This window comes from Janthinobacterium sp. JF4, assembly GCF_059617925.1.
The window spans coordinates 17,006-33,448 of record NZ_JCAQAV010000021.1; the positions used below are offsets into that span (position 1 = coordinate 17,006).

Below are 16,443 nucleotides of genomic sequence, written 5' to 3' on the forward strand. Positions count from 1 at the left end.
AGGCAGACTTTTTTTTTGGGGTCAGACCCTTTGGGTCTGACCCCAGCCGTTCAGGTCTGGGGTTAGAACATGCAAAAAACCGTATTCTCTTTTTAACCCTAAAAAAACTGGGATCGGACCCGCAGGATCCGCCCCCTTTCTACATCTCCGCCCACATCCGCAGCAGGTTGTGATAATGCCCCGTCAAGCCCACCGTCGCGGGCGAATCGCCATGCTCTGCGCGCACGCTCTGGATGTTCTGATCGAGCTCGAACAGCATGCTGCGCTTCCAGTCCTCGCGCACCATGCTTTGCGTCCACAGGAAGGAGCAGATGCGCTCACCGCTGGTGACGGGCAGCACCTGGTGCACGCTGCTCGACGGGTACACGATCACGTCGCCGGCCGGCAGTTTCACTTCATGCGTGCCATACGCATCGACCACCACCAGCTCGCCGCCTTCGTACTCGTCCGGCTCGCTCAGGAACACGGTCGAGGAGACGTCGGCCCGCATCGACTGCATGCCGTTTTTCGGCGTGCGGATGGCGCCGTCGATATGCAGGCCATAGTGCTCGCCGCCCGCATAGCTGTTGAAGAATGGCGGCAGTATACGCAGCGGCAGCACGGCGGCAAAGAACAGGGGATTGGCCATCAGCGCGCGGCTGACGATCTCGCCCAGCTCCAGCGCCAGCGGCGAGCCCTCGGCCAACTGGCGGTTGCGCTTGACTTGCGCGCCTTGCGCCCCGACGCTGGCGCGCCCATCGACCCAGTCCGTCTGCGCCAGGCGCTGGCGAAAATGCGTGACCTGTTCCGGCGTCAGCACGCCGGGTATATGCAGCATCATCTTGCTATCCTTTTTCAATAAACATCGCTGCCTGATTATCGCATCGCGGGCAGCGGCCAAGAAGACACAAAAGCAAGAACGGCTCAACATTTCCCTGCTTTTCAGCACGGCCACGCGCGCGCGCCAGCGGCAGCAAAATAGCACCGGGAACGCGAATGAGAATGGCCTGCATTTTCCTTAACAAATAAAAAACGGAAAAATGTGGCGATCCATTTGAGAATGGGTTTTATTCGCACGATATTTACGTTAAAAAGACGGAAAAACACCGTTTTTCAGCAAAAAACGCCCATATTTTGCGCTATCATGCGGGCATAGCGAAACCGGCAACCTGCGCGCCACCAGGCAGCCTTGCGCCACCCGGCAGTGAACGCCAGCAGCCTGCGGTTTCATCATCGAACGCGAAACAGAACAAAGGAATCCCATGAAGGGCGATAAAGAAGTCATCCGCATGCTCAACGCACAGCTCACCAACGAACTGTCGGCCATCAACCAGTACTTCCTGCATGCGCGCATGTACAAGCACTGGGGCCTGGAGAAGCTGGGCAAGAAGGAATACGAAGAATCGATCGGCGAAATGAAACACGCCGACAAGCTGATCGACCGCATCCTGATGCTCGACGGCCTGCCGAACCTGCAAGCGCTGCACAAGCTGCTGATCGGCGAGAACACGCCGGAAATGCTGGAATGCGACTTGAAGCTGGAACGCGCCGCGCACGCCACCGTCAAGGAAGGCATCGCCATCAGCGAAAAAGCGGGCGACTACGTCTCGCGCGACCTGTTCCTGATGATCCTGGAAGACACGGAAGAGCATATCGACTGGCTCGAAACGCAGATCGACCTGATCGCCAAAGTCGGCATCCAGAACTACCTGCAAAGCCAGATGGCGATTGAAGAGTAATTTCTCTTCGAGGCAGATAAAAAAACCGGCAGAGCCGGTTTTTTTACGTCCGTCCTCAAGTCTTTGTGGTCTGCGGCGGGCGCAGCTTGACGAACAGCACCGCCACCGCCGCGCACAGCAGCAGGGCGCCGGCCAGCCGGATGACGTTTTCCGGATTGCCGCCCAGCCAGCTGCGGTAATACAGCGGTAAGGTAAAGATCTGGATGATCATCGGGATGACGATGAACATGTTGAAGATGCCCATGTAGACGCCCGTGCGCTCGGGCGGAATGCAGCCGGCCAGCATGATGTAGGGATTGCCCATGATGCTGGCCCAGGCCAGGCCCACGCCCAGCATGGGCAGCAACAGCAGCGCCGGGCTGTGGATCAGCGGGATGCTCAGCATGCCCACGCCGGCTGCGCACAGGCACAGGCTGTGCATGCGCTTGGGGCCGAAGCGGCGCGTGAAGGGCACCAGCGCAAAGGCGGCGACAAAGGCGACGAAATTGTAGAAGGCGCCCACCTGCCCGTTCAGCAGGCCCGCGTCGCGAAAGCCTTGCGAGGCGGGGTCCGTCGTGTGGAACAGGGTCGCCGCCAGCGACAGGGCAATGTACTGCCAGTAGCAGAACAGGGCATACCACTGGAACAGGTTGACGAGGGCCAGCTGCTTCATCGTCGGCGGCATGTCGCGCAAGGCCGCGCCGATATCGGCCAGCGTGTGGCGCCAGCCCGGCGGGCGGCTGCGGATGGCTGCCAGCTCGCTGGCCGTGAGCGGGTTTTCCGGCGTCGTCTTCAGCGTCCACAGCACCGAGGCGAGCGAGAACACGGCGCCGATCAGGAAGGCGGCGATGACGATGTGCGGGATATGGCTGCCATTGACGGCATCCTTGTTCATGCCCAGCATGACCAGCAGCGATGGCGTCAGGTAGGCCAGCGTTTGCCCCAGCCCCGTAAACGCGCTTTGCGTGAGAAAACCCAGCGAGTGCTGCTTCTTGTCGAGCTTATCGCTGACAAAGGCGCGGTACGGCTCCATCGTCACGTTGTTGGCCGCGTCGAGTATCCACAGCAGGCTGGCGGCCATCCACAGGGTGGGACTGAACGGCATGGCCAGCAGGCCCAGGCTGCACAGGATGGCGCCGATCAGGAAGTACGGCGTGCGGCGCCCCCAGCGCGTCACCGTGCGGTCGCTCATGGCGCCGATCAGCGGTTGCACGAGCAGCCCCGTCATGGGACCGGCCAGCCACAGGTACGGCAGGCTCGCTTCATCGGCGCCCAGGTATTTGTAGATGGGGCTCATGCTGCTCTGCTGCAGTCCAAAGCTGAACTGGATGCCGAAAAATCCGACATTCATGTTGACGATCTGCCAGAACGACAGATGCGGACGGTGCGCGCTGGCCTCGCTCATGACTGTTCCCTTTCCAGCCACAGCATATGCCATGGCTGCAGGCCCACGGTGCCGGCCAGCACGCTGCCATCGAGGCTGTTGCGCCATTCGCCTGCGGGCAAAGTGAAACGCTGGCTGGCGCCGCTGAAATTGCTCAGGTTGAGAAACGCGTCGCCGCGCAGCAGCGCCAGCACGGCCGGCGTGTCGGCGGGCAGCACGCTGCGCGGCGCAGCGGCGGCCAAGGCCGGCAAGCGTCCGCGCGCGTCGATCAGCTGGCGCAGCGCCAGGTACAGCCGGCCGCTGGCGCTCACGCCATCGTGGCGCCATGCCAGCAGGCTGTCGTCGAACGCGGGACGCTGCAGCCAGCGGCTGTCCATCGCCCGGTCGGCCCGCTGCGTGTAGCTGTGATCGTTGGTCATGCCCAGTTCATCACCCATGTACAGCACCGGCAAGGCGCCAAAGCTCAAGGCCAGGCCATGCAGCAGCAGCAGGCGCCGCAATGCATATTCCTGCTCCTGCACCGTGACGGCGCTTTCCAGGCCGGCCAGCGAGGCGGCCATGCCGTTGCTGCCATGCGCCTTGTCGGCGCTGCTGCTCTGGAAGGCGGCGCCGCGCGCATAGCTGCCGGGGGCACCGGCAAAGAAGTGGGCGATGCGCGCCAGGCGCGCCGGCCCGTCCGCGCCCGCTTCATTGAGCAGCACGTTCCAGCCGATGTCGTCGTGGCAGCGCACATAACTGAGCCAGCTTGCGGCCGGCGGCAGCGGCGGCGTGGCGGCGATCACCTGCTGCAGCAAGTCCGTGCTTTCCTCCGCCAGCGCGCCCCAGCCGGCGGCCATCAGGCTGCTGTGATAGGCGATATGGCATTCGGGCGCCGCATCGCTGCCAAAGTAGGCAGGCAGCTTGGGCGTCGGCACGATGGCTTCGGCCTTGAGCAGCACGCCCGGCGCGACGATGGCGGCAATCGCCCGTAAGGCTTGCAGCAGGCTGTGGGCTTCGGGCTGGTTCATGCAGTCCGTGCCTTCGCGCTTCCATAGGAAGGCCGTCGAATCGAGGCGGAACACCTCGATACCCTTGTTGGCCAGGCCCAGCATGGCGCCAGCCATGGCCGCGAAGACGGCCGGATTGGCGTAGTTCAAGTCCCACTGATACGGATAAAACGTGGTCCAGACCCAGCGCTGGAGCTCTGGCACGAAGGTGAAATTGCCGGGCGCCGCCTGCGGGAATACCTGGCCCACGGTCTGCTCATAGCGGTCCGGCTGCACGCGGTCGGGATAGGTGTGGAAGAAATCGCGCAGCAGCGGATCGCCGGCCTTGGCGCCCAGCGCCCACGCATGGTCGTCGGCCACGTGGTTGAGGATCAGGTCCGAGCACAGGCTGATGCCGGCCGCGCGCAGCTGCGACGTCAACGCCAGCAAGTCGGCATTGCTGCCCAGCGCGGGGTCGACTTCGTCGAAGCTGGCGACGGCAAAGCCGCCATCGCTTTCGCCGGCACGCGCACGCAAAAACGGCAGCAAGTGCAGATACGTCACGCCCAGTTCACGCAGGTGGGCAATGCGTTCGGCCACGCCTTGCAGGCTGCCGCCGAAGCGCTGCACATACGCGCTGTAGCCCAGCATGGACTGGCTGGCAAACCAATCCGGCTGCGCTTCGCGCTTGGCATCCTGCCGCAGCAGCGCCGGTGCGCGCGCCGCGTACAGCCGTCCCACGCTTTCCATCAGGTCGCCCAGCCAGGGCAGGAAGTCCGGCCGCTGGCCATACAGGCTGCCCAGGCGGTCGAGCAAGACCGCCTCCTGGCGCGCGTAGCGGCGCGCCGCATCGTCGCGCAAGTGCGTGGGGAGCGGCGCCAGCAGGCGCGCCAAAGGGCTGCGTATCGACATCATGAATCCTATCCTTGCTTAAAATGCGTACTTCAGGCTGACCTTGACGGCGCGCCCCGTGATCGAGCGGGCCGCATGGCCATCGCCCTCGACTTCCGTATAGCCGATCTTGTTGAGCAGATTGTTCGCCGTCAGCGCCACCTGCATTTGCGGCGTCAGCTGATAATTGACGAAGGCATTGAGCACCTGGTAGGCGGGCAAGGTGATCGTGTGCGCATCGTCGCCCCACGACTTGCCCGTGCCGACCAGGCTGGCGCCCAGGGTGGCCTTCCCCCATTCATAGGTGGGCGCGAGCTGGTACACGACGCGCGCCTGGCGCCGCGGCGTATTGCCGATCAGCGCCACGTCGGCTGGCGCCGTGCCCGTGATCTCGGCATCCGTGAAGGTCAATCCGCCATTGATGCGGAAGTCGCCGGCGCTGTAGGCCGCTTCCAGTTCCACGCCCTTGGCTTCATAGCTGTTGGCCGTGCGCAGCTGCGTGGTCGCCTCGTAATTGCTTTCCTTGGTCTTGGCCTGGAATACGGTGACGAAGGTGCTCAGGGGGCCTTGCCGCCATTTCACGCCGCCTTCGAGCTGGCGCACGGTGTTCATCGCCACGGGCACGCTGCCATCGAGCGGCGTGCCGAACAGGATGCGGTCGGCATTGAAGGCCACGCCTTCGCTGACGCGGGCAAACACGGCCAGGTTGGCTTGCAGCTTGTAGTTCGCGCCCAGCGAGTATGACGTGTGGCCCAGGGTGTAGTCGACCTGCTGCACCGTCGACGGCAGATACGCTTGCGCGCCGGTGGCGATATTGGCCGTGCCGCTGGCGTGCTGGCGGTCGCGCCGCAAGCCGCCGTCGAGGTTCAGCGCGCCGCTTTCCCAGGCCAGGTTCAGGTAGGGCGAGGTCGTGCGGTATTCCATGTCGACGGCGCGCGAGCAGCAGGCGCCGAAAGCGGGGCCGATGTAACCGGGCGTGCCGCTGGCCGTCTGCAGCAGCGCCGGCTGGTCGCCCGTGGCCTGCATCAGGTATTCATTGAAGTTCCAGGTCAGGCCCAGCTTTTGCTGCGACAGGTACAGGCCGGCCGTGGTGGTCAGCTTGCCGCTGCCCAGAACAAACGTCTTGGCCAGCTTGGTGTCGCTCAGGGTATTGCTGGCGTCATCGATCGAGGTATTGAACACCACGGCGGAAAACGCGCGGCCCGTGTACGGCTGGCCCCGATTCGGGCCGCTGGCAAACACATAGCTGCCGTCGCTGCCATTATTCGACGGGAAGACGCCGATGAAGCGGCCCCCATTGTCGGCATAGCGGAAGTTTTCGCTCACGCTCCAGCCCTGCCCCAGCTTGAACGAGGCTTCCAGGCCGACGGTATCGCTTGTGACGTGCAAGCCGTCGTTGACGCGGGTGGCCACGCGCTGGTTATCCTTGTTCAGCACCATGTCGGGCACCCAGTACGGCGAATAGAAACTGGCCTTGCGCGGGTCGATGCCGGCGATTTCCGTGATGCGGCCATTGCGCACGCTGACCGGTACCGGCAGGGCCGTGGGCGACTGGTCGTCAAGGTGCTTGAACGACAGGCGCACGAAGCCGCTGTCGAATTCATGCGTGACATTGCCGCGGATCTGGCCGCCCTTTTCGCTATTGACGCCACTGTGGCGGATGCCTTCGCCCGTGCGCCAGGAGCCGCCGATGAAGAAGCGCGTGCGCTCCGAAATGGGCGCGCCATAGTCGAAGTCGACCCTTGTCTGGTCATAGCCCAGGCCGCGGCTGATGGCCACGCTGCCGCCCTTCTCGATGCCGTTCTTGCTGATGAAATTGATGATGCCGCCCGGCGAGTTGGTGGCCAGGGTGGAGGCCGAACCGCCGCGCACCACTTCCAGGTGGTCGAGCGTGGAATCGATCTTGACGAAGCTGTCGGGCGTGGTGAAATTGAAGTCGCCGAACTGCAGCACCGGCAAGCCGTCTTCCTGGATCTGCACATAGCGCGCGCCACCGGCGGAAATGGGCAGGCCGCGCACGGTGATGTTGGCATTGCCTTCGCCGCCCGAGGATTCGGCGCGCAAGCCGGGTACCGAGCGCAGGACTTCGGCGGCGCTGGTGGGCGCGCTGTGCAGGATGGTGTCGAGCTCCATGCTGCTGACGGAATTGCTCGATTTCATTTTGGACGTGCCGCCGGTGGTGCCCGTGACCACGATGCGTTCCATGTTCAGGCCATCGGCGGGAGCGGCGCTGGCGGTGTCGCTGGCCGATTGCGCCTGGGCGGCGCCCCATTGCAGCAGGGCCAGGGCGACGGCGGCGGCCATGCAGCCGCGTTGAGCAGTACGTGTCTTCATCTTGTCTCCAGTGTTGTATGCCGATACATCGAGGTATCCGCTTGTTATGAGTCCTGGCCGCTGCATGCCGTGGCGCGCGGGCTGAGCCGGTACGTCATTATTCAACGAATAAGAATTTATTGCAATCGATTGCAATCGAGCAGTGCAACATGGAATTTATGTTGTTTTTAGGAGAACGCTACGAGCAGGAAAGAGGGGAACAGGCGGGGTTTGATGCGATAACAGGGTTTTCCATGCTGCTATGCAGCATGGAAATGAAGGGAAAAATTTGAAATTATTGCAATCGGTTGCAGCCGTTAGACAATGCCCGCCTCAGCAGCCCGAGTCACGCACGATCAGCTCGGTTGGCAATTGCTGCGATGGCGCAGGCGCGCCATCGACCAGCGCCAGCAGCGAGGCCACCAGCGCGCGCCCGGCGGCGCGGATCGGCTGGCGCACGGTGGTCAAAGGCGGATGGAAATACGCGGCCAGTTCGATATCGTCGTAGCCGACCACGGCCACCTGCTCCGGCACGGCCACGCCGCGCGCGCGCAGGGCGCTGATGGCGCTCATGGCCAGCAGGTCGCTGCAGGCAAAGATGGCGTCAAACGGCAATTGGCGGTCCAGCAGTTCCTGCACGTCCGTCGCGCCCCCCTGCGGCAGGAAGGAGCCGGCCACATACAGTTGCGGGTCCGGCGCCAGGCCCTGCGCGGCCAGCGCCTGCGCATAGCCCTGGTGGCGCTGCGCCACTTCGGGCAGCTTGGCGTCGCCAAAGAAGGCGATGCGCGTGCGCCCCGCCGCCAGCAAGTGTTGCGTGGCCAGCCTGCCGCCGGCGACGTTGTCGCCGCCGACAGTGCAATACAGCTGCTGCGGCAATTGCGCGCCCCACACGACGATGGGCACCTGGCGCGCGGCCAGCTGGTTCAGTTGTTCATGGTGGCGCCACTGGCCGATCAGGATGATGCCGATCACGCGGCCGCTATCGAAGGACTGGGCGGCCGCATCGAGCGTTTCGGCATCTACGCGCGAAATGAGCATGTCGAAGCCCTGCTCCGTCAGCGCATCGGCCAGGCTGCCCAGCATGCTGAGGAAGAAGGGATCGGACAGGTGCTGGCGCGTAGCCGCGTCATACGGCACCACCACGCCCACCGTGCGGTTCTGTTTCAGGCGCAGGTTCTGCGCGCCGATATTGATGGAATACTTGAGCGAACGGGCCAGCGCGATGACGCGCGCGCGCGTCTCTTCGTTGACCAGCGAACTGCCGCTCAGCGCGCGCGACACGGTGGACGTGGACACGCCGGCCAGGCGCGCAATATCGGCCATCTGCAGGCGTTGCTGCGCCTTCGAATCAGTACCGGTCATGGTGCGCTCACTGCGGCGCGGTGTCCTTGAACGAAGGCCGCTCGGACAGTTTGTCGAACAGGCGCGCCAGCGCCGGATGCTCCGCGCGCCAGTCGATCTCCGGGAAGCGGAAGCTGAGCCAGCCCAGGGCGCAGCCCACGGCCACGTCGGCCAGCGTGTAGTTCTTGCCGGCGCAATACGCGCTCTCGCCCAGGCGTGCTTCCAGCGCCGCCAGGCCCAGCGTGATTTTGTCGAGCTGGCGCGCGATCCAGGCCGCGCTTTGCTGCTCGGGCGGGCGCTGCGTGCGCTCCAGGCGCACCAGCACGCCCGCGTCGAGGATGCCGTCGGCCAGCGCTTCCCAGTTCTTGATATCGGCCCGCTCGCGGCCATTGCCGCCAGCCGGCAGCAGCTTGCACACGGGCGTGAGCGTGTCGAGGTATTCGACGATGACTTTCGAATCGATCAAGGTGCTGCCATCCTCCATCACCAGGCAAGGCACCTTGCCCAGCGGATTGGCCTGGGCGATGCGGGTTTCCGGCACCCACACGTTTTCCAGCTCGAAGACATAGTCGAGCTTTTTTTCCGCCAGCACGATACGGGCTTTGCGGACATACGGGCTGGCGAGGGAACCGATCAGTTTCATAGGTACTTTAAGGTAAAGGAGCAGCAAGCAGTATAGCATCGGCGCCAGCCGTATTTGGCAGCACGCGCCCGACGGTCGCTCGGGTGTGGCAGGCACGCCGCATCGGGGACCAATTCGGCCAGATTGCGGTGCGCCGGCGGCCCACGGACGGCTGGCAAGCGGCCAGCGGTGGTAAAATCGCCCTTTACTGTGGCGCCGTCATTGTTGCTGTATTGCAATAGGCCTGCCCTCCCCGCGCGCCACACGCCAACCGTTTCTTTAACTTGCGTCCGCTCTCATGACTTCTACACCTCCGTATTCCACGCTGTCGGCCCTGTCTCCGCTCGATGGCCGCTACGCCAGCAAGACCGATCTGCTGCGCCCGATCCTGTCCGAAGCCGGTTTCATGCACCACCGCGTGAAAGTGGAAATCTCCTGGCTGCAAGCGCTGTCGCAAGCCGGTTTCGCTGAAATCAAGCCATTCTCGGCAGAAGCGAGCGCCCTGCTCGACAAGATGGCGGCCGACTTTTCGGAAGCCGACGCGGCCCGCATCAAGGCCATCGAAGCGGTCACCAACCATGACGTCAAGGCCGTCGAATACTGGCTGAAGGAACAAGTGGCGGACGTGCCGGAACTGGTGGCGGCATCGGAATTCATCCATTTCGCCTGCACCTCGGAAGACATCAACAACACCTCGCACGGCATGATGCTGAAAGCCGCGCGCGATGGCGTGATGCTGCCAGCATTGAACGGCCTGGTGACCAAGCTCACGCAGATCGCGCACGACAACGCCGACGTGCCGATGCTGTCGCGCACGCACGGCCAGACGGCCAGCCCGACCACCCTGGGCAAGGAATTTGCCAACGTCGTGGCCCGCTTGCAGCGCGCCGTGAAACGCATCGAGCAAGTGGAAATCCTCGGCAAGATGAATGGCGCCGTCGGCAACTACAACGCCCACCTGTCGGCCTACCCCGGCTTCGACTGGCCGGCATTCTCGCAGGCCGTCATCGAACAGCGCCTGGGCCTGGTGTTCAATCCGTACACCATCCAGATCGAGCCGCACGACTACATGGCCGAACTGTTCGACGCCTTCGCGCGCGCCAATACGATTCTGCTGGACCTGAACCGCGACATCTGGACGTATGTCTCGCTGGGCTACTTCAAGCAAAAACTGAAAGCGGGCGAAATCGGTTCGTCGACCATGCCGCACAAGGTCAACCCGATCGACTTCGAAAACTCGGAAGGCAACCTGGGCCTGGCCAACGCCATGCTGAAACACCTGTCGGAAAAGCTGCCCGTCTCGCGCATGCAGCGCGACCTGACCGATTCGACCGTGCTGCGCAATATCGGCGTAGGCCTGGGCTACACCCTGCTGGCCTATGACAGCTGCCTGCGCGGCCTGAACAAGCTGGAAGTGAACCACGCGCGCCTGGCGCAAGACTTGGACGCGACGTGGGAAGTGCTGGCCGAGCCCGTACAAACCGTGATGCGCCGCTATGGCATCGAAAATCCGTACGAGCAGCTGAAAGAGCTGACGCGCGGCAAAGGCATCTCGAAAGAAGCGCTGCAAACCTTCGTCAATGGCCTGGCCATTCCGCAGGATGCCAAGGACGTGCTCTTGACCATGACGCCAGGCAACTACATCGGTATCGCGGCGCAATTGGCCAAAGCCATCTAAGCAGTTTCCACACGGGGATCATGCTATCCCACTCCTGCGGGGCGGCCAGCACACAAATGCTGCCCGCCCCGCGGTTTTTCCGGCAATCTTTCTTGTAGAATCTGCAGCACGCAGCGCAATTTGCTTTTCTTTGGTATATTAGGCCGAATTAGTCCTAATACGTACTACTTTCAAGAAAGCCGTCGATGCAACGCTACACCATCACCGCCATCATCCTGCACTGGCTGACCGCCCTGCTGATCATCAGCGCCTTCATCATGGGCCTGGTCATGACCGATATTCCCGGCCTGACGCCCACCAAGCTCAAATATTTTTCCTGGCATAAATGGCTGGGCGTGACCGTGCTGGCCATCGCCGCCATCCGCCTGCTGTGGCGCAAGGCGAACGTACCGCCACCGCACCCGGCCAGCATGGTTGCGTGGCAAAAGAAGGCGGCCGACGCCATGCACGTGCTGCTGTATATCCTGATCTTCGCCGTGCCCGTCTCCGGCTACCTGTACACGCTGGCCGCCGGCGTGCCCGTGGTCTACCTGGGCCTGTTCCAGCTGCCCGTCATCATGGCGCCGAACCCGGAACTTAAGCCACTTTTAAAAGAGATTCATTATGTTCTGAACATGACGATGGCCGCCGCCGTGGCCGCCCATGTGCTGGCGGCGCTGAAGCACCAGTTCATCGACCGCGACGGCGTACTCAAGCGCATGCTGCCTTAACGTCCCTTGCTCACTGAAACACAGGAAAAATAAGATGAAAAACACCCAACGCCTCGTCCTCGCTTCCCTGCTGGGGCTGTCCGTGGCCGCCACCGCCGCCACCCTGCTGAAAGTCGATCCCGCCAAAACCAGCGTGTCGGCCGTGTTCAAGCAAATGAACGTGCCCGTGGAAGCGAAGTTCAAGAAATTCAATATCGCCATCGATTACAACCCGGCCACGCCGGACGCCTCGAAAGCGTCGGTGGAAATCGACACGGCCAGCATCGATATCGGCGACCCCGAGTACAACAAGGAAGTGGCCAAGAAAGAATGGTTCAACTCGGCCCAGTTCCCGAAAGCCACCTTTGTCTCGAGCAGCATCAAGGCCGCCGGCGCCGGCAAGCTGACGGTCAGCGGCAAGCTGAGCATCAAAGGCAAGACCACCGACGTGACCTTCCCCCTGGCGGTGAAAGCCGATGGCGGCAAATATGCGTTCGACGGCGCCCTGCCGATCAAGCGCCTGACCTACAACATCGGCGAAGGCGAGTGGAAAGACACGAGCATGGTCGCCGACGAGGTCACGATTAAATTCCACGTTGCCGCCCAATAATCGTTTTATTTCTCGTTGTTTAACTCTAGGAACTCAATGAAATTCAAGCACTTGATGATCGCCGTGCTGGCAGCCGCCGGCGCGGGTTCGGCCATGGCCGCTACCGACACCTACAACCTCGACCCGACGCACACTTTCCCCAGCTTTGAAGCCGATCACATGGGCATGTCCGTCTGGCGCGGCAAATTCAACAAGACCAAGGGAACCGTGACCCTGGACCGCGCCGCCAAGAAGGGCAGCCTGGACCTCGTCATCGATGCCGATTCGATCGATTTCGGCCTCGACGCCATGAACACGCACGCGAAAAAAGCGGACATGTTCAACGTCGAGAAATTCCCGCAGATCACCTACAAGAGCACATCGTTCAAGTTCAACGGCGAGCAGCTGGTGGAAGTCGATGGCGAACTGACCCTGCTGGGCGTGACCAAGCCCGTCAAGCTGAACGTGAGCAAATTCAAGTGCATCATGCACCCGCGCTACAAGCGCGAAGTGTGCGGCGCCGATGCCACGGCGGAATTCAAGCGCAGCGACTTTGGCCTGAACTACGGCATGCCGGCATTCTCGCCGGAAGTCAAGCTGGCCATCCAGGTGGAAGCCATCAAGGCCGACTAAACACGGCCTTGCCGCATGACAAGCCCGCCTCGCTGCCCGCAGCCAGGCGGGCTTTTGCATGCGCAGCGCAAATCCGCTGGACTTTTCTATCGTGCGGCATCACTATCCATCGGCATGATGTTGTTCTGACATGGCACCCTACTCACCCATCGCGCGGAGGACTACATGAATTTCATTATCTGGATCGTTATTGGCGGCGTCATCGGCTGGCTGGCCAGCATGGTCATGAAAACGGATGCACAACAAGGCATCTTCCTCAATATCATCGTCGGCATCGTGGGGGCCTTCCTGGGCGGCTGGCTGCTGGCGCCCCTGTTCGGCACGGGCACCATCAATAGCGACAATTTCAGCCTGGCTTCGCTGCTGGTCTCGTTCCTGGGCGCCGTGATCCTGCTGGGCATCGTGAATCTTTTGCGCCGCGGCAAAATACGCTAAGCAGGCAAAAAGCAGCGCAGAGCAAGTGGCCGGTCCGCGCAAGCGCCCGGCCATTTTTCATTGCTGCCAGAACAATTGTATGGACAATACCACAGCCTTCGCAGGGAAAAATGCGCATTGGCAGCCGGTTTCATCCCCTACGCCGCCCAAAACCATGCCATTCAAGCAAGCACATGCGAACATGCTGCCCGGAAAATGTGATTGACTAGTACGAGTCCGATACGGATACTCTAGGTCGCCCGCTGCACAATCAGCGGGTACTCCGCTGATTCCGACTTCCCTACAATGTAAAAGAACAGAACTCGAATGAAAAAATCTCTCATCGCGCTCGCCATCCTGAGCAACTTCGCACACGCCGACGAAGGCATGTGGATGCCCCAACAGCTGCCACAAGTAGCCAAGGAACTGAAAGCGGCCGGACTGAAACTCGATCCGACCACCCTGACCAAACTGACCGAGTTCCCGATGGGCGCCATCGTCAGCCTGGGCGGTTGCTCGGCCTCGTTTGTCTCGCCACAAGGCCTGGTTGCCACCAACCACCATTGCGTCTACAACAGCGTGGCGGTCAATTCGACCAAGGAGCGCGATTTGCTGGCCAACGGTTTCCTGGCCAAGACCTTCGCTGAAGAATTGCCGGCCGCCCCAGGCAGCCGCATCTTCGTCACCTCGGCTGTGACCAATGTCAGCGACAAGATCATCACCGCCGACGTGGCCAAGCTGCAAGGCAAGGCTCGCATCGACGCGATCGAGAAAAATCAGAAGAAACTGGTCGCCGAATGCGAAAAAGAAGCCGGTTTCCGCTGCACCGTGTCGGCCTACTACGGCGGCCTGGAGTTCTACCTGATCAAGCAACTGGAAATCCGCGACGTGCGCCTGGTACACGCGCCACCAGCGGGCGTGGGTAAATTCGGCGGCGACACCGACAACTGGATGTGGCCACGCCACACGGGCGACTACGGTTTCTACCGCGCCTATGTCAGCCGCGACGGCAAAGCTGCCGACTTCAGCAAGGACAACGTGCCTTACCAACCAAAACACGTGCTGAAACTGGCCAAGGATGGCTTGAAAGAGGGCGATTTCGTGATGGTCCTGGGCTACCCTGGCCGCACCAACCGTCACCGCCTGCCATCGGAAGTGGCGTACACGTTCGACTGGAACTACCCGGCCTTCGTGAAAGCATCGGGCGAAACCCTGGCTATCATCGCGCGCGAAACCCGTGACAACAAGGATGTTGCCCTGAAGTACGCGGGTCAGGTCGCTGGCGTGAACAATTACTACAAGAACCGCCAAGGCATGCTGGACTCGTACGCCGGCAGCGACTTCCTGGCGCGCAAGACGACGGAACACGACGCCCTGAAAGCGTGGGTCAACGCCAATCCTGCACGCAAGGCCGAATTTGCCGGCGACATCGAGCAAGTGGAAAAGCTGATCGCCGAGCGCGATGCCGACACCAAGCGCGATTTCTTCCTCAGCTACGCACAGCCACGCCTGCTGAACACGGCACGCAGCCTGTACCGCCTGTCGAACGAAGGCACCAAGGCCGATACGGAACGCAAGTCCGGCTACCAGACGCGCGATTTGCCGCGCCTGGAAGCGGGCATCACCTCGGTCGAACGCACCTACGATGAAAAAGTCGACAAGGCGCTGGTACTGAACAGCCTGACCAAGTACGCCGCGCAACCGGCCGCCCAACGCCGCGCCAGCTTCGACGCCGCCATCGGCATCAAGGATGGCATGTCGCCAGCCGACCTGTCCGCCGCCCTGGACAAACTGTATGCGGGCAGCAAGCTGGCCGACAAGGCCGAGCGCGCAGCATGGCTGAAACGCACGCCAGCCGAATTCCAGGCCAGCAAGGACAGCTTCATCCAGGCCGCCGTCGCCATGTATCCCGATTCGCTGAAAAACGAAGCGGAAGACGAAGAACTGGCAGGCAAGATCCAGCAAGCCTACGCCAACTACATGAAAGCAAAGATCGCCTTCATGAAGAGCAAGGGCCAAGCCGTCTACCCTGATGCCAACAGCACCTTGCGCGTGACCTTCGGCAAAGTGGCCGGCCGTGACCATGGCGCCGACGGCACCACCTGGACTGCCTTCACCACCGTCAATGGCGTCGCCGCCAAGGCAACGGGCCAGGGCGAATTCAACGCACCGGCAAACCAACTGGCCGCGATCAAAGCCAAGGACTTCGGTAAATTCGTCGATCCGAAGCTGAAAACCGTGCCGGTCGACTACCTGGCCACCCTGGACATCACCGGCGGCAACTCCGGTTCGGCAGCCCTGAACGCCAAAGGCGAATTCATCGGCCTGGCCTTCGACGGCACGCTGGACTCGATCATTTCCGATTGGGATTACAACAAGGCCAACACCCGTTCGATCCAGGTTGACCTGCGCTACATGCTGTGGAACATGAAACACATCGACCACGCAGACAACCTGCTGAAAGAAATGGGCGCTGAATAACAAGAAGCAATAACCCGGCAACGGGCGCTTTAGCCTGAGCCACTCCTGCGGGAGTGGCTTTTTTTCGTCTAGCGTTTTACTTTGGCAAAGCGGTAAGGCACGGCTTGCTCCGCGCCAAACACCTGTACGCGACCACTTCCCAGCGGCAGCATGACCCTCCGGCCATCCTGCAACAGCAAGGCCAGGTCGGCGCCGGGAAAGCGCTGCGCCAGCAGCGGATAGCCTTGCGGGGCTATGGGCGCGGCGGGAATCACGATGCGGTAGTCGCCATCGCCAAAGTCCAGCAGCAGCGCGGGCATGTCATCCGGCCCCGGCAGCGCCGTGATGCGCAGGCGCGCGCTTCCCTTGACGAGCTCGCAAGCTGACCACAGGGACAAACTGCGCTGCGTGGAAGCGATCCGCAACTGCGGCGCGTGGCGCGCATCGGCCGACGTCAGCACGATGTCAGGCCGTTCTTCCGGCACGGCGCCATCGACGGCCAGCAACCAGCCGCGGTAGCGTATCAGGGCCCCCTGCGCGCTAGCCGTGACGGACCCGCCCTGCGCCACCGGTCCCTTGTCCGCCGGCAAGCGCAGCGGCGCCGCCTGCGCCGCCAGGCAAGCCCACCACGCCAGCGCCGCCAGCGCTGCCATCACTGCCTTGCCCATGCCGCCTCCCCTCGCGCGTGAAACGTATTCATAACACAAGTATTGCCGCCAGTCCCTGCGGCGCCTCAAGGCAGGAGCGCCGGTGCTACAATTGGCCCC

General features: G+C 62.4%; 16 protein-coding genes. 8 read left to right on the forward strand and 8 right to left on the reverse strand.

Annotated elements, in window-relative coordinates; all coding sequences use genetic code 11:
- Window positions 1-139 precede the first annotated feature (139 nt).
- Window positions 140-820, reverse strand: coding sequence for a Fe2+-dependent dioxygenase (locus tag AC54AF_RS16420; RefSeq protein WP_070281800.1), 681 nt, complete (start codon window positions 818-820; stop codon window positions 140-142).
- Window positions 821-824: 4 nt separating this feature from the next.
- Window positions 825-992, reverse strand: coding sequence for a hypothetical protein (locus AC54AF_RS16425; protein ID WP_496637402.1), 168 nt, complete (start codon window positions 990-992; stop codon window positions 825-827).
- Window positions 993-1,241: 249 nt separating this feature from the next.
- Here AC54AF_RS16425 and bfr point away from each other — a divergent pair, with 249 nt between their 5' ends.
- Complete coding sequence (gene bfr, locus AC54AF_RS16430) at window positions 1,242-1,718, forward strand: bacterioferritin (protein WP_034745609.1); 477 nt, start codon at window positions 1,242-1,244, stop codon at window positions 1,716-1,718.
- Window positions 1,719-1,773: 55 nt separating this feature from the next.
- Here the strand turns inward: bfr and AC54AF_RS16435 are convergent, their stop codons facing one another.
- Genes AC54AF_RS16435 through AC54AF_RS16445 form a run of 3 tightly spaced genes read right to left on the reverse strand, consistent with a single transcriptional unit; the run spans window position 1,774 to window position 7,271 of the window.
- Complete coding sequence (locus AC54AF_RS16435) at window positions 1,774-3,102, reverse strand: MFS transporter (RefSeq protein WP_496637403.1); 1,329 nt, start codon at window positions 3,100-3,102, stop codon at window positions 1,774-1,776.
- The gene (locus AC54AF_RS16440) at window positions 3,099-4,961 is read right to left on the reverse strand and encodes an alpha-amylase family glycosyl hydrolase (protein ID WP_496637404.1); all 1,863 of its coding nucleotides are present in this window, start codon (window positions 4,959-4,961) and stop codon (window positions 3,099-3,101) included. The genes AC54AF_RS16435 and AC54AF_RS16440 overlap by 4 nt, the downstream gene beginning before the upstream one ends.
- 15 nt (window positions 4,962-4,976) lie before the next feature.
- Window positions 4,977-7,271 carry a TonB-dependent receptor gene (locus tag AC54AF_RS16445; protein ID WP_496637405.1) on the reverse strand — a complete coding sequence of 765 codons (2,295 nt, stop codon included), beginning with the start codon at window positions 7,269-7,271 and terminating at the stop codon, window positions 4,977-4,979.
- A 149-nt stretch (window positions 7,272-7,420) separates the two neighbouring features.
- Between AC54AF_RS16445 and AC54AF_RS16450 the strand changes: the two genes are divergently transcribed.
- The gene (locus AC54AF_RS16450; protein ID WP_496637406.1) at window positions 7,421-7,543 is read left to right on the forward strand and encodes a hypothetical protein; all 123 of its coding nucleotides are present in this window, start codon (window positions 7,421-7,423) and stop codon (window positions 7,541-7,543) included.
- Window positions 7,544-7,583: 40 nt separating this feature from the next.
- Here AC54AF_RS16450 and AC54AF_RS16455 read toward each other — a convergent pair whose 3' ends face one another.
- Window positions 7,584-8,612: a LacI family DNA-binding transcriptional regulator gene (locus AC54AF_RS16455; protein WP_496637407.1), complete on the reverse strand. Its 1,029-nt coding sequence runs from the start codon at window positions 8,610-8,612 to the stop codon at window positions 7,584-7,586.
- Between the two features lie 7 nt (window positions 8,613-8,619).
- Window positions 8,620-9,234 (reverse strand): glutathione S-transferase N-terminal domain-containing protein, encoded by a 615-nt coding sequence (locus AC54AF_RS16460; RefSeq protein WP_131386932.1) that lies wholly within the window; start codon window positions 9,232-9,234, stop codon window positions 8,620-8,622.
- Between the two features lie 277 nt (window positions 9,235-9,511).
- Here AC54AF_RS16460 and purB point away from each other — a divergent pair, with 277 nt between their 5' ends.
- The 6 genes from purB to AC54AF_RS16490 all read left to right on the forward strand — a co-directional run bounded on the left by purB (window position 9,512) and on the right by AC54AF_RS16490 (window position 15,697).
- Window positions 9,512-10,891 (forward strand): adenylosuccinate lyase, encoded by a 1,380-nt coding sequence (purB, locus tag AC54AF_RS16465; protein WP_496637408.1) that lies wholly within the window; start codon window positions 9,512-9,514, stop codon window positions 10,889-10,891.
- 185 nt (window positions 10,892-11,076) lie between these two features.
- Window positions 11,077-11,601: a cytochrome b gene (locus AC54AF_RS16470; protein ID WP_496637409.1), complete on the forward strand. Its 525-nt coding sequence runs from the start codon at window positions 11,077-11,079 to the stop codon at window positions 11,599-11,601.
- Between the two features lie 34 nt (window positions 11,602-11,635).
- Window positions 11,636-12,190 (forward strand): YceI family protein, encoded by a 555-nt coding sequence (locus AC54AF_RS16475; protein WP_496637410.1) that lies wholly within the window; start codon window positions 11,636-11,638, stop codon window positions 12,188-12,190.
- 36 nt (window positions 12,191-12,226) lie between these two features.
- On the forward strand, window positions 12,227-12,802 hold the full coding sequence (locus AC54AF_RS16480) for a YceI family protein (RefSeq protein WP_496637411.1): 576 nt from the start codon (window positions 12,227-12,229) through the stop codon (window positions 12,800-12,802).
- A 165-nt stretch (window positions 12,803-12,967) separates the two neighbouring features.
- Entirely contained in the window at window positions 12,968-13,237 is a 270-nt protein-coding gene (locus AC54AF_RS16485) for a GlsB/YeaQ/YmgE family stress response membrane protein (protein WP_496637412.1), read from the forward strand.
- A 306-nt stretch (window positions 13,238-13,543) separates the two neighbouring features.
- Window positions 13,544-15,697: a S46 family peptidase gene (locus tag AC54AF_RS16490; protein ID WP_496637413.1), complete on the forward strand. Its 2,154-nt coding sequence runs from the start codon at window positions 13,544-13,546 to the stop codon at window positions 15,695-15,697.
- A 68-nt stretch (window positions 15,698-15,765) separates the two neighbouring features.
- Here the strand turns inward: AC54AF_RS16490 and AC54AF_RS16495 are convergent, their stop codons facing one another.
- A complete protein-coding gene (locus AC54AF_RS16495) occupies window positions 15,766-16,344 on the reverse strand; it encodes a hypothetical protein (protein WP_496637414.1) in 579 nt (192 codons plus the stop codon).
- Between the last annotated feature and the right edge of the window lie 99 nt (window positions 16,345-16,443).